Origin of the sequence: Aminobacter niigataensis (genome assembly GCF_946995915.1) — a bacterium.
GTDB lineage: Bacteria > Pseudomonadota > Alphaproteobacteria > Rhizobiales > Rhizobiaceae > Aminobacter > Aminobacter niigataensis.
Genome location: NZ_OX341517.1, coordinates 1186881 through 1199558, shown reverse-complemented (window position 1 = coordinate 1199558; position 12678 = coordinate 1186881). Strand labels below are relative to the sequence as shown.

General features: G+C 64.7%; 13 protein-coding genes. 6 read left to right on the top strand and 7 right to left on the bottom strand.

Annotation, left to right across the window (positions count from 1 at the left end):
• Nucleotides 1–37: 37 nt before the first annotated feature.
• A complete protein-coding gene (locus tag O1Y97_RS05700; protein WP_108606389.1) occupies nt 38–433 on the bottom strand; it encodes an AGROH133_08824 family phage infection protein in 396 nt (131 codons plus the stop codon).
• Between the two features lie 188 nt (nt 434–621).
• Here O1Y97_RS05700 and O1Y97_RS05695 point away from each other — a divergent pair, with 188 nt between their 5' ends.
• From O1Y97_RS05695 to O1Y97_RS05685, 3 genes are read left to right on the top strand one after another with little or no spacing between them, the layout of a single operon-like run.
• Nucleotides 622–873: a type II toxin-antitoxin system Phd/YefM family antitoxin gene (locus O1Y97_RS05695; protein ID WP_404801249.1), complete on the top strand. Its 252-nt coding sequence runs from the start codon at nt 622–624 to the stop codon at nt 871–873.
• Nucleotides 870–1322 carry a type II toxin-antitoxin system VapC family toxin gene (locus O1Y97_RS05690; RefSeq protein ID WP_318763408.1) on the top strand — a complete coding sequence of 151 codons (453 nt, stop codon included), beginning with the start codon at nt 870–872 and terminating at the stop codon, nt 1320–1322. The genes O1Y97_RS05695 and O1Y97_RS05690 overlap by 4 nt, the downstream gene beginning before the upstream one ends.
• Nucleotides 1323–1367: 45 nt before the next feature.
• Entirely contained in the window at nt 1368–1886 is a 519-nt protein-coding gene (locus O1Y97_RS05685) for an SAM-dependent methyltransferase (protein ID WP_318763407.1), read from the top strand.
• Between the two features lie 5 nt (nt 1887–1891).
• Here O1Y97_RS05685 and O1Y97_RS05680 read toward each other — a convergent pair whose 3' ends face one another.
• The gene (locus tag O1Y97_RS05680; RefSeq protein WP_318763406.1) at nt 1892–4075 is read right to left on the bottom strand and encodes a primosomal protein N'; all 2184 of its coding nucleotides are present in this window, start codon (nt 4073–4075) and stop codon (nt 1892–1894) included.
• Nucleotides 4076–4165: 90 nt separating this feature from the next.
• On the opposite strand from O1Y97_RS05680, the gene fsa reads away from it, so the two are divergent.
• Entirely contained in the window at nt 4166–4819 is a 654-nt protein-coding gene (gene fsa, locus O1Y97_RS05675; protein ID WP_055974926.1) for a fructose-6-phosphate aldolase, read from the top strand.
• A gap of 68 nt (nt 4820–4887) precedes the next feature.
• Here fsa and O1Y97_RS05670 read toward each other — a convergent pair whose 3' ends face one another.
• Complete coding sequence (locus O1Y97_RS05670) at nt 4888–5325, bottom strand: Lrp/AsnC family transcriptional regulator (RefSeq protein WP_055974929.1); 438 nt, start codon at nt 5323–5325, stop codon at nt 4888–4890.
• A 132-nt stretch (nt 5326–5457) separates the two neighbouring features.
• Between O1Y97_RS05670 and O1Y97_RS05665 the strand changes: the two genes are divergently transcribed.
• A complete protein-coding gene (locus O1Y97_RS05665; RefSeq protein WP_318763405.1) occupies nt 5458–6345 on the top strand; it encodes a DMT family transporter in 888 nt (295 codons plus the stop codon).
• Between the two features lie 5 nt (nt 6346–6350).
• On the opposite strand, the gene O1Y97_RS05660 is transcribed toward O1Y97_RS05665, so the two are convergent.
• The 3 genes from O1Y97_RS05660 to leuS are packed head-to-tail and all read right to left on the bottom strand — an operon-like array spanning nt 6351 to nt 10671.
• Entirely contained in the window at nt 6351–7481 is a 1131-nt protein-coding gene (locus O1Y97_RS05660) for an AAA family ATPase (RefSeq protein ID WP_318763404.1), read from the bottom strand.
• A gap of 24 nt (nt 7482–7505) precedes the next feature.
• Nucleotides 7506–8066 carry an LPS assembly lipoprotein LptE gene (lptE, locus tag O1Y97_RS05655; protein WP_108606382.1) on the bottom strand — a complete coding sequence of 187 codons (561 nt, stop codon included), beginning with the start codon at nt 8064–8066 and terminating at the stop codon, nt 7506–7508.
• On the bottom strand, nt 8053–10671 hold the full coding sequence (gene leuS / locus O1Y97_RS05650; RefSeq protein ID WP_318763403.1) for a leucine--tRNA ligase: 2619 nt from the start codon (nt 10669–10671) through the stop codon (nt 8053–8055). The genes lptE and leuS overlap by 14 nt, the downstream gene beginning before the upstream one ends.
• 142 nt (nt 10672–10813) lie before the next feature.
• On the opposite strand from leuS, the gene O1Y97_RS05645 reads away from it, so the two are divergent.
• A complete protein-coding gene (locus O1Y97_RS05645) occupies nt 10814–11476 on the top strand; it encodes a YggS family pyridoxal phosphate-dependent enzyme (protein WP_318763402.1) in 663 nt (220 codons plus the stop codon).
• Nucleotides 11477–11556: 80 nt separating this feature from the next.
• Here the strand turns inward: O1Y97_RS05645 and O1Y97_RS05640 are convergent, their stop codons facing one another.
• Entirely contained in the window at nt 11557–12657 is a 1101-nt protein-coding gene (locus O1Y97_RS05640; RefSeq protein ID WP_404801269.1) for a branched-chain amino acid ABC transporter substrate-binding protein, read from the bottom strand.
• Between the last annotated feature and the right edge of the window lie 21 nt (nt 12658–12678).

Genomic DNA, 12678 nt, shown 5'->3' with positions numbered 1-12678 from the left:
CGCATCTTGGGCATTGAGGCTGCTGCCGGACGGCGATTCACGGCCAGAAGCCGAAAACAAACCCCAGGGGTAGGACCGCCAGACCCAGTTCGATGACGATGGCTACCCAGTTGTACGGGGTGTTGGCGCCGTCCGACATCATGGCGACGATCCGCCCGAAGGCGGTGAACAGCCACGACACGCCGAGCGCCATGTAGAGCCACGGCTGGGCGAGCAGGATCGCGCACAGGCCGACGCCGAGAAAGAAGCCGGCCATGGTGGCGCGGCCCTGGGCGATCGCTTCGGGATTGTCGGGGCGAGCCTGCAGCCTGAGCAGGCGAAAGGCGATCCTCGGGGCGAAGAAGAGAATGACGCCGAACAGCAGCGTCACCGCTGCCGAACTCCAAGCCAGCCACTCGCCCTGGCTCATCGGCCACGGAAATGCGAACTCCATCTTTCCCCCTCCGCTAGTGCGCCTCGCGTCCCTTCGGAAGCACTAGCACTTTGAACCGGCCACGAATACGCGGCGATCATAACCTGCGAACGCGCACAACGCGAAGCCTGTCCGCCACCAGCCTTCCAGGCACGCACTGGCATTTTTATTTCGCCTCGTTTATATTATGACTACGTGTAACTACAAGGATGACCCCCGTGAAAAAGATGCAGGTTCGCGAAGCGAAAGCCGGGTTTTCTGCGGTAGTTGAAGCGGCCGAGAATGGCGAGCCGACCATTATCACCAAGCATGGCAAGCCAGCGGCTGTAGTTATCCCTGTCGGCGACGCGGAACGACTCTACCCAAATCGAAAACCCAATCTCGGGACATTTTTGATGAGCTTCCCCGGAGGGCTGGAGTTTGAGCGCAACGACTCGCCGATGCGCGAGATTGATCTGTGACAGGCTTCCTGCTGGACACGTCCGTCCTGTCGGCGTTCGCTCCGGAGAGAAAAGCGACCTCTCCGGAAATCTCGGATTGGATGACCGCGCAGGGCGAGGCTCGGACGCTGTACTTATCCAGCATTACCGTCGCCGAAGTGGAGAAGGGTATTTGTAAGTTGCGACGCTTTGGCGGCATCGCGCGAGCCGATCGACTGGCCACATGGCTGGATTCCCTGCTGTCCAGCTTTGGGGACCGCCTACTGGCCGTCGATGCTTCAGTTGCAAGGATAGCCGGTGCGATGGAAGATACAGCGGTTGCTCGCGGCCGTCACCCCGACTTGGCCGATGTGTTGATAGCAGCAACAGCCCAAGCGCACGGCCTCTTGTTGCTAACCGCGAACGGCAGACACTTCGAGCCGCTCGACATCGCGCATATCAATCCATTCGAATCGTTGCCGGGCGAGTAGTATATTTGCCCTCGCAGCGCCCGCCTGCGACACCAGGGTAGGACCATGGCCATACCTCAACGCATTGCCTGGTCGATCGGCCATCTCGAAGTCGAACCGGGCGACCGCCTGCTGGAAATCGGCTGCGGCCGCGGCGTCGCCATGGCCGAGATCGCCCCTCTGCTGGTCGATGGCCACATCACCGGGCTCGACCGGTCCGGTAGTGCCGTCAATTCGGCGGAGGAGAGAGTCCGGGCATCGATCGCTTCCGGCAAGGCGGCGCTCTTTCAAGCCGCCCTGGCGGATTGGTCTGGTCCCGGTCACGCCTTCGGCAAGGTCTTCGCCATCAACGTCAACCTGTTCTGGCTGGAGGCCGCGCGCGAGCTCAAGGTGATCAGTTCCCTGCTCACCCCTGGGGGCCGACTGTTCCTGTTCTTCGAGCCGCCAAGCGCCAGCCAGATCCCGACCATAGAGCACGCGATCGCCGTGCGCCTGAAGGCTGCGGGCTACACGCTGGAAAGGACGATGTACGGTCCGAGCCCGAAGCCGCCGCTGCTCGGCATGGTCGCGTCGCCCCCGGCCTGATCCGCCTACAGGAAACTCTGCGGGTCGATGTCGACCTGGACCCGCACCGATCCGCGCACCTTTGGCCCGGCGGCAAGCAGTGCACGTATGTAGCCCTGGATGTCGGCCTTCCTGTCGGCCTGCACCAGCAGCCGAAAGCGGTGGCGCCCGCCGATCAGGGCCAGGGGCGCCTCCGCCGGACCGAGCACATGGACGTCCTGAGCAACCTGTGCCGCGCGCCTGAGGCCGCGCGCATGGCTCTCGGCCTCGGGCCGTGTCGCCGCGCTGACGATGATGCCGGCGAGCCTGCCGAAAGGCGGCAGCGCTGCCTTCTCGCGCTCGGAAATCTCGCGCTCGTAGAAGGCTTCCGAATCGCCCGAGACGATCGCCCGCATGACGGGGTGGTCGGGCTGGAAGGTCTGCAGCAAGCCTAGGCTCTTCTTGCCGGTGCGTCCTGCCCGGCCCGTCACCTGCGATAAAAGCTGATAGGTGCGCTCGGCGGCGCGCGGATCGCCATTGGCGAGGCCGAGATCGGCGTCGACGACGCCCACCAGCGTCATGTTGGGGAAATTGTGGCCCTTGGCGACCAGTTGGGTGCCGATGACGATATCGGCCTCGCCGTTGGCGATCGCCTCCAGTTCCAGCCGCAACCGCTTGACCCCGCCGAGCATGTCCGACGACAGCACGATGGTACGTGCATCGGGGAAATGCGAGACGACCTCCTCGGCAATGCGCTCGACACCCGGCCCGCAGGCGACGAGATGGTCGAAGGTGCCGCATTCCGGGCAGGCTTCGGGCCGCTTCTCGTTGTGGCCGCAATGATGACAGACGAGTTGGCCGCGGAAGCGGTGCTCGACCAGCCATGCCGAACAGACCGGGCAGCCGAAGCGATGGCCACAGACCCGGCACAGCGTCAGCGGCGCATAGCCGCGACGGTTGAGGAACAGCAGCGACTGCTCTTGCCGGCCGAGCGTCTCGCGCATCTTGCCGAGCAGCACCGGCGACAGGAAACCGCCGCGCGCCGGCGGCGAACGCCGCATGTCGATGGTGGCAAGCTTGGGCAGTGCTGCCTCGGCAAAGCGCACCGACAGCACCGAGCGCGCATACTTGCCCTGCTCGGCATTGACCCGGCTTTCGACCGAAGGCGTGGCGGAGGCCAGCACCACGGGGAAGCCGCCGATATGGGCACGCACCACGGCCATGTCGCGGGCGTTGTAGAAGACCCTGTCCTCCTGCTTGTAGGCAGGGTCGTGCTCCTCGTCGACGACGATCAGGCCAAGGTTGTTGAACGGCAAAAACAGCGCCGAGCGGGCACCGGCGACCACCCGCACGCCGCCTTCCGCCACCTGGCGCCAGACACGCTCGCGCATCCTCGGCGGCAGGTCCGAGTGCCACTCCGCGGGCTTCGCGCCGAAGCGGTTCTGGAAGCGCTCGAGAAAGGCCTGGGTCAGCGCGATTTCCGGCAGCAGGATCAGCACCTGCTTGCCCTTGTCGAGCGCTGCCGCCACAGCCTCGAAATAGACCTCGGTCTTGCCGGAACCGGTGACGCCGTCGATCAGGGTGACTGCGAAGCGATCGGCCTCCACCTGGCCGCGCAGGCTGTTCGCCACCGTCTGCTGGTCGTTGGTGAGCTCAGCGCTGGCATAGGAGGTGTCGGGCGCCGCCACGACAGGCCGCGGCGGGATCAACACCGTCTCGAACACGCCTTGCGCCCTCAGCCCGTCGATGACCGTCGAGGAGACACCGGCGGCATGCGCCAGTCCCGAGCGGGTCCAGGCCATGCCGTCATTCGCCATCTCGAGCACGCGTGCGCGCGCCGCCGTCATCCGGTCGGGCTCGCCGTCGCTGCGCTTGAGGCCTTCCGTCCAAGGCTCCGGATCGAAGGCCTCCGGCGCCCGCAGGATCATCCGCGCCACCATGCCGGGTGGCGAGAGCGTATAGTGCGCGATCCAGTCGACAAGGCGGCGCATCTGGTCGGTGATCGGCGGGCAATCGAAGACATGGGCGATCGGCCTGAGCTTCTTCGGATCGACCGCCTCGACCGGACCGTCCCAGACGATGCCGGCCACTTCGCGCGGGCCCAGCGGCACGCGCACGACCGAGCCGGGCACCACTTGCATGCCGTCGGGGACGGCATAGGAATAGGCGCGCTCGGCCGGCATCGGCACCAGCACGGGGGCGGCCCTGGTTCTTGGCGAATCGGCGGTCATGACGCGTGACCTTGCCCCGAACTTGGTTTAGAGCAAAGGCCGACAAGTGCTGTGCCCCACAGGCACCCTTCCATTGCCAAGGAGAACCCCATGAAGTTTTTCGTCGACACCGCCGACGTGAAGGACATCCGCGAACTCAATGAGCTCGGCCTTCTCGACGGCGTTACCACGAACCCGTCGCTGATCCTCAAGTCCGGCCGCAACATCGCCGAAGTGACCAAGGAAATCTGCGACATCGTCGAAGGTCCGGTCTCGGCGGAAGTCGCTGCCACGGAATATGCCGAGATGATGAAGGAAGCGGCGGTGCTGTCGAAGATCGCCGACAACATCTGCATCAAGGTGCCGCTCACCCTCGACGGCCTCCGCGCCTGCCGCGCGCTGACCTCGGAAGGCCGCATGGTCAACGTCACGCTTTGCTTCTCCGCCAACCAGGCGCTGCTTGCCGCCAAGGCCGGCGCCACCTTCATCTCGCCCTTCATCGGCCGTCTCGACGACATGGCCGTCGATGGCATGGAGCTGATCGCCGAGATCCGCCACATCTACGACAACTACGGCTTTGACACCGAGATCCTCGCCGCCTCGATCCGCTCGACCGAGCACGTCAAGCGCGCCGCACTCATCGGCGCCGACGTCGCCACCATCCCGCCGGCAACGCTGAAGGCGCTGGTCAAGCACCCGCTTACCGACAAGGGCCTCGAGATGTTCCTGGCCGACTGGGCCAAGACCGGCCAGAAGATCGGCTGATCCTTCCGAAAGGACCGACCAAAGCCGGCGCCACAAGCGCCGGCTTTTTTGTGTCCATCCCTTGCTGGTCAAGCCAGCGGCGGCAGGCGCCGCTTCACCGGCTGCGCCTTGACGATCGAGCTGTTGGTCTCGGCCTTGTCGGTGATCTGGTCGAGGATTTTGTCGAGCTCGTCGATCGAGCGGATGTGCAGCCTGGCGATGAAACAGTCGTCGCCCGTCACCTTGTCGCATTCCGAGAACTGGGCGATGTCCTCGATCAGCTTCTGCACCTGATGCAGCTTGCCCGGCAGCGGCCGGATGCGCACGATCGCCTGCAGCGTATAGCCGAGTGCCTGGGGGTCGATGTCGACCGTGAAGGCGCGGATGACCCCGCGCTCCTCAAGCCGGCGCAACCGCTCCGACGTGCTCGGCGACGACAGGTTCACCCGCTGCGCCAGTTCCTTGAGCGAAATCCTGGCATCGTCGACCAGGATTTCGACGATGCGCCTGTCCAGATCGTCCAGCATGCAATCCTCTTAGGCATTTTTCAGCGTCCACCTTACATGATTAGGAGAATCCAAACAAACGCCTTCTGATATCCATATATTCCGACAGACCATAAGCGTAAAAATACAGCCCTGAACAGAAAGGGCTGCGAGATGTCGGACAAGATGCGCGGAACCGTCGAAATGACCGCTGCAATGGTGATTTCGGGAACCATCGGACTGTTCGTCGTCCTGTCCGGCCAGCCGGTCATGGACGTGGTCTTCTGGCGTTGCGCCTTTGGCGCGGTCACGCTGCTGATCGTCTGTGCGGCGCTCGGTCTGTTCCGGCCCGAGGTGATGTCGCGCAGCCAGATCGCCTATGCAGCCATCGGCGGCGTCGCCATCGTCTCCAACTGGATCCTGCTGTTCGCCGCCTTTCCACGCGCTTCGATCTCGATAGCCACCGCCGTCTACAACACCCAGCCCTTCATGCTGGTGGCTCTGGGGGCGATGTTCTTCGGCGAGCGCCTGACGCTGACCAAGCTGGCGTGGCTCGGCATCGCCTTCGGCGGCATGCTGATGATCGTCCAGGCAAAATCAAGTGCAACCACTGGGACCGACTATCTCTCAGGCATCCTCCTGGCGCTGGGCGCTGCCTTCTTCTACGCGATTGCCGCCATCATCACCAAGAAACTCAAGGGCGTGCCGCCGCATCTGATCGCGCTGATCCAGGTAGCGGTCGGCATCCTGATGCTGGCTCCCTTCGCCAATTTCGGCCATCTCCCCACCGACGCCGGCACCTGGGCGCTGCTCATCGCCGTCGGCGTCATCCATACCGGCGTGATGTACATCCTGCTCTACGGCGCGATCCAGAAGCTGCCGACCAACCTCGTCGGCGCGCTGTCCTTCATCTATCCGGTCGTGGCGATCCTGGCCGACTTCCTGGCCTTCGGCCATCGCCTGCAGCCGCTGCAGCTTGTCGGCGCCGCCGCCATCCTGATTGCCGCCGCCGGCATGACGCTTGGCTGGTCGCTGGCGAGGCCTCGCATCGCGCGAGCCTGAAAGCTTCAGTCGTCGTCCGGCATCAAGCCGGTCGTCCGCATGCCTTCGATCATGGTGGCACCCTCCAGGCGCACGACCGTCAGCGCCCGCGAACCGGTGCGCTCATGCACGAGATCGGCCAGTTCGCGCGAATGCGTCACCACCCAGACCTGCGTCCGCTCGGCGGCGCGGGCGATCATGTCGGCCAACGACGGCAGCATGCGCACATGCAGGCTCGCTTCCGGCTCGTTGAGCGCGATCAGTCGTGGCAGGCGGTAGGACATCAGCGCACCTGCCAGCGCCAGGAACCGGATCTGCCCATCGGACAGTTCCTGCGGACGGAACACCCGCTGCGGAAACTCCGGCAGCACAAGCCCGAAGGTCGCCGTTTCGCCCGGCACCGGAACGTCGAGCAGCGCCCCGCCAAGCGCCTCGGCGATGCAGCGGTCGAGATCGACGGTATCTTCCCTGATGTGCCGCAGCGTCGCAAAGACGGCGGCGAGATTGGCGCCGTCCTCGTCGAGCATCGGCGCCGTCGTCGCCAGCGCCGGGCGGCGCACCAGCGAATCCGCGTCGGTGCGAAAGCCATGATAGAAGCGCCAGCCGGCAACCACAGCGCGCAGGTCGCCGACCTCGGGATAGCGCCCCGCTCCACCCAGAAGCGCAAGCGCGGTTTCAGAATTGAGGATATGCTCGGGATGCTCGACCCGGCGCCCGTCGCCGTCGCGGGCAAACACTGCCGGTCCCTTGCGCGTCATCATCTCGACCGGACGGCGTCCGGCCTCGACGGTAAGCGTCTCTTCCTTGACGTGCGGTTCGAAGGCAAAGCCGGCCGATACGGGCGGCGGCGGGCCGATCTCGACCTTGTAGCTGTATTTCGCCGCCGTTTCGTCGTCGACGAACTCGGCATCAATGACGACTCGAACTGGCTGGCCGGCGCGCCGCTTGCCCGACCACAGCGCCGAGCCCATCCCGCCCTCGGCCGCAATCTCGCGGGCCAGCGTTCCCTCGGCAGATGCCTGGATGAGTTGCAGCGAGCGGTAGAGGTTGGACTTGCCCACCCCGTTCTCGCCGACGAAGACACTGACCTGGCCGATGTCGAGCCGGATCGACCGCAGCGAGCGGTAGCCTGCGGCCGAAAAGGATGTCAGCCGCATCGACCGACCTTCCGTAAAAGGGCCTCAGCCCTTCGACATGTCCTGGGCAATGGCCAGCCTGAGCAGTTCGGCAAGCTCGCGCGCCGCACGGTTCTCGGCGTCGCGCTCGGCGCGCATCCGCGCGAATTCCTGGCGTGGCCGATCGAACGATGCAGAGACGTTGCGCTTGCCCGCGGCGATGCGCTTGCCGGTCTTGTCGGTGATGACATAGGTGCCGGTCAGCGTCACCGCACCCGCAGTCGGCTCGTCGTCCTTGCTGGTGACTTCGGCCAGCAGCGAGGACTCGGTGAGAGCCGCGACCGCCAGATCCATCGTGTAGGGCGCTGCGGCCTGCTGGCCCGCCCCGCCATTGAACATGAAGATCAGGTGGTTGCGGACTTCCTGGCCGTAGCGGGTGTTGACCGGCTTGATGTTGATCGAGGCCAGTTGCGTCGCCGTGCCAGCTTCGACGCCTGCCGACGCCGGGCCGTCCGAATAGAGGGGACGCACCGTGCAGGCAGACGCCAGTGCAAGCGCGGCCAGGAGGGCCAGACGGGCAGCAACGCGCACCGAACCGGCAGAATTTCGCGCATCAGGCAACGACATTGACGATCCTCTGCGGCACAACGATCACCTTGCGCGGCGACTTTCCATCCAGCGCCTTCTGCACTGCTTCCAGTGCCAGCGCCGCTTTTTCGACGGTCAATTGATCTGCGTCGCGGGCGATTGTCAAATCGGCTCGTTTCTTGCCGTTGATCTGCACCGGATAGGTGATTTCGTTGTCGACGATGAGGGCGGGATCGAATTTCGGCCACGGCCGGTCGGCGACCATGCCCTGGCCCCCGAGCGCCACCCAGCACTCCTCGGCCAGGTGCGGCATCATCGGCGCAATCATCACGATCAGGATGTCGACCGCCTCGCGCAAGGCCGAAACCATCTCCGTTGATGCCTTGCCGGCAGCAGCGTCGGCCATGGGCCCCTGCAGCGTGTTGGACAGCTCGTAGATACGCGCCACCGCCTTGTTGAAGGCGAGCTTGCCGATGTCTTCGCCTACAGCCTTCAGCGCCTTGTGCGCAGCCTTCGACACGACGGCTGCATCGCCTTCCGCCGATGCCTTGGCTTCGGCATTCGCCAGCGCGTCGGCTGACTCGGAGATCAGGCGCCAGACGCGCTGCACGAAGCGGTGCGCGCCCTCGACGCCGGCCTCGGTCCAGATCACGTCGCGCTCGGGTGGCGAATCCGACAGCATGAACCAGCGCGCCGTGTCGGCACCGTAGCTGGCGATGATGTCGTCGGGGTCGACCACGTTCTTCTTCGACTTCGACATCTTCTCGATCGAGCCGATCTCGATCGGCGTGCCGTCGGAGAGCAGCGAAGCGCGGCGCTTGCCGTCAGCTTCCTCGATCTTGATCTCGACGGGCGTCACCCAGCCGTTCGGCCCCTTGTAGGTCTCGTGAACGACCATGCCTTGCGTAAACAGGCCCTTGAATGGCTCGGCAATGTTCAGGTGGCCTGCCTCGCGCATCGCGCGGGTGAAGAAGCGCGAATAGAGCAGGTGCAGGATCGCATGCTCGATGCCGCCGATATACTGGTCGACCGGCAGCCATTCATTGGCGGCCTTCGGATCGGTCGGCTCGTTCTCCCAAGGTGCGGTGAAGCGCGCGAAATACCACGACGAATCGACGAAGGTGTCCATCGTGTCGGTCTCGCGGCGCGCATCCTTGCCGCATTTCGGGCAAGCGACGTGGCGCCAGGTCGGGTGACGGTCGAGCGGGTTGCCCGGACGGTCGAACTCGACGTCGTCGGGCAGCTTGACCGGCAAGTCGGCCTTCGGCACAGCCACCACGCCGCAATCGTCGCAGTGGATCATCGGGATCGGGCAGCCCCAGTAGCGCTGGCGCGAAATGCCCCAGTCGCGCAGGCGGAACTGCACCTTGCGCTCGCCCATCGGGCGGTTGCCGATCGAGATTTGCTCCAGACGATTGGCGACGTCGTTGAACGCATCCGTCGGTTTCATGCCGTCGAGGAAGCGCGAATTGATCATCAAGCCGTCGTCGGTATAGGCCTCCTCGGTGACCTGGAAGGTCGCGGCATCCGCGCCCTCGGGCATCACCACCGGCACCACGGGCAGGCCATACTTGTTGGCGAAGTCGAGATCGCGCTGGTCGCCCGACGGGCAGCCGAAGATGGCGCCGGTGCCGTATTCCATCAGCACGAAATTGGCGACATAGACCGGCAGCGTCCAGTTCTCGTCGAACGGATGGACGACGCGGATGCCGGTGTCCATGCCCTTCTTCTCGGCGGTCTCGAGCGCAGCCACCGACGTGCCCATGCGGCGCACGTCTTCCATGAAGGCGGCGAGCTCAGGCTTGTTCTCGGCAGCCTTCTTGGCCAGTGGATGATCGGCCGAGATCGCCATGAACGAGGCGCCGAAGATGGTGTCGGGCCGCGTCGTGTAGACTTCGAGTTCGCTCTCGCCCGCAGGTGCGGTGCCGGCCGCCAGCGGCCAGCGGATCAGAAGCCCTTCCGAGCGGCCGATCCAGTTGCGCTGCATCAGCTTGACCTTCTCGGGCCACTCATCGAGGCCTTCCAGCGCATCCGACAGGTCCTGAGCGAAGTCGGTGATCTTGAAGAACCACTGCGTCAGCTCGCGCTGTTCGACCAGCGCGCCCGAACGCCAGCCGCGCCCGTCGATCACCTGCTCGTTGGCGAGCACGGTCATGTCCTCGGGGTCCCAGTTGACCTTGGACGACTTGCGCGTCACCAGGCCCTTCTCGACGAAGTCGATGAACAGCATCTGCTGGCGGTGGTAGTAGTCGACGTCGCAGGTCGCGAACTCGCGGCTCCAGTCGAGCGACAGGCCCATCGACTTCAGCTGCGTCCGCATCGTGTCGATGTTCTGGTAGGTCCAGGCCTTGGGGTGGACCTTGTTCTGCATCGCGGCGTTTTCCGCCGGCATGCCGAAGGCGTCCCAGCCCATAGGATGCAGCACGTTGCAGCCCATGGCCCGGCGATAGCGCGCGACGACGTCGCCCATCGTGTAATTGCGGACATGGCCCATGTGGATGCGCCCCGACGGATAGGGAAACATCTCGAGCACGTAATATTTCGGCCGCGGATCGTCGTTCTTCGTCTCGAAGAGTTTTGCCTCGCCCCAGGCCTTCTGCCATTTGGGTTCGGATGCGCGCGGATTGTATCGTTCGGTTGCCATCGGATGTTTTTCACTTAAAAGCGTGCGTGGACCGGGGCGAAAACCCGCGGTTCAGGAAATCGTTGCCGGGTGTTCACCATGGATTCCCGGACCCGTCAACTCCGGCCGGCCGGGGGCGGGCAAAAAGCAGCAGGGCGAAGGTATGGAAAGCTCGGTCGAACAGCTCGCGCTGGTGAAGCATAAGATAGGGTCGGCCGAGCGCGAGGCCAACAGGGCTGAAGGTTCGGCGACGCTTGTCGCCGTCTCCAAGACGTTCGACGCCGAGCACATCCGCCCGGTCATCGAAGCAGGTCAGCGCGTCTTCGGCGAAAACCGCGTCCAGGAAGCGCAGGGCAAGTGGCCCGGGCTCAAGGCTGAGTTCCCCGACATCGAGCTACATCTCATCGGCCCCCTCCAGTCCAACAAGGCCAAGGAAGCCGTCGCCCTCTTCGACGTCATCGAGACGGTCGACCGCGAGAAGATCGCAGCGGAGCTTGCCAAGGAAATCGAACGCCAGGGCCGCGCGCCAAGACTCTATGTCCAGGTCAACACCGGCTCCGAGCCGCAGAAGGCCGGCATCGAACCGCGCGAGGCCGTTGCCTTCGTCAAGCGCTGCCGCGAGGTCCACGCCCTCGCCATCGAAGGGCTGATGTGCATTCCGCCTGCCGACGAGAATCCCGGCCCGCATTTCGCGCTGCTGGAAAAACTGGCGCGCGAGGCCGGCCTCGAAAAGCTGTCGATGGGCATGTCCGGCGACTACGAACTTGCAGTTGCATTCGGCGCCACCAGTGTCCGCGTCGGCTCGGCGATCTTCGGGACCCGCTGAAAGCAGTTCGGAATCGACCCTGAAAAACGAAAAAGGCCGGAGCTTGCGCCCCGGCCCTCTTCAAGCAATTTCGCAGTGGCCTATTCGGCTGCGACGATCTTGCCGCCTTCCCACTTGAACAGCGAGAAGCTCGGCGAGGTCAGGTCGCCGCTCTCGCCGTAGGTCAGGTTGCCGATGGCGGTGGCGATCGGCTCGCCCGACTTGAGCGCCGCGGCAACTGCTGCCGTGTCGTCGGCCTTGCCAGCCTTCTCGATGCCGGCCTTGAGCACCTCGACCGCGGCATAGGCGTTCAGCGTGAAGGCTTCCGGCGGAATGCCCTTGCCCTCGAGCACCTTGACGGCATCGGCCGAAGCCGGGTTCTTCAGCGCGTCGGACGCGTTGGTAAACAGCGTGCCGGCGGCAGCCTCGTTGCCGATGGCCCAGAACTCGGTGTTCGACAGGCCTTCGCCGCCGATGATGACGGCATTGACGCCGCCGTCCTTCATCTGGCGGGCCAGAAGACCGCCTTCGGGGTGATAGCCGCCGAAGTAGATCACGTCGACATTGTCCGCCTTGATGCGCGTGACGAGGGCCGAAAGGTCCTTCTCACCCGGGGTCAGCGAGTTCTGCTGCACTTCCTTCAGGCCGCCGGCGTTGATCGCCGCCCTGAAGGCATCCGCCAGGCCCTTGCCGTAAGTGCCCTTGTCGTCGATCACGGCAACGCGCTTGTCCTTCATGTTCTTGAGCACATAGGCGGCGGCGACTTCGGCCTGCTGGTCGTCGCGGCCGCAGGTGCGCAGCACGTTGGTCAGGCCACGGGTGGTGAGATCAGGCGCGGTCGCAGTCGGGGTCACCATCAGGATGCCGTTTTCGGCAAACACGTCCGAAGCAGGGATCGCGACGCCCGAAGTCACCGGACCGACCACATACTGCACGCTTTCGCCGACCAGCAGGTTGGCCGCCGAAACGCCCTGCTTGGGATCGCCCGCATCGTCGGCAAGCTTCAGCACGACCTTCTCGCCGAGGATGCCGCCCTTCTCGTTGATGGCATCGACGGCCGCCTGGGCGCCGTTCTTGACCTGGGCGCCATAGGCCGCGACCGGTCCGGTCAGCGGCGCGACAAGGCCAATAGTGATGTCGGCGCGTGCTGCAGAACCAAATGCGAGCAATGCAGCGAGCGAGACGCCAGCTAGGATCTTCATGTTCATCGTAACTCTCCCTTT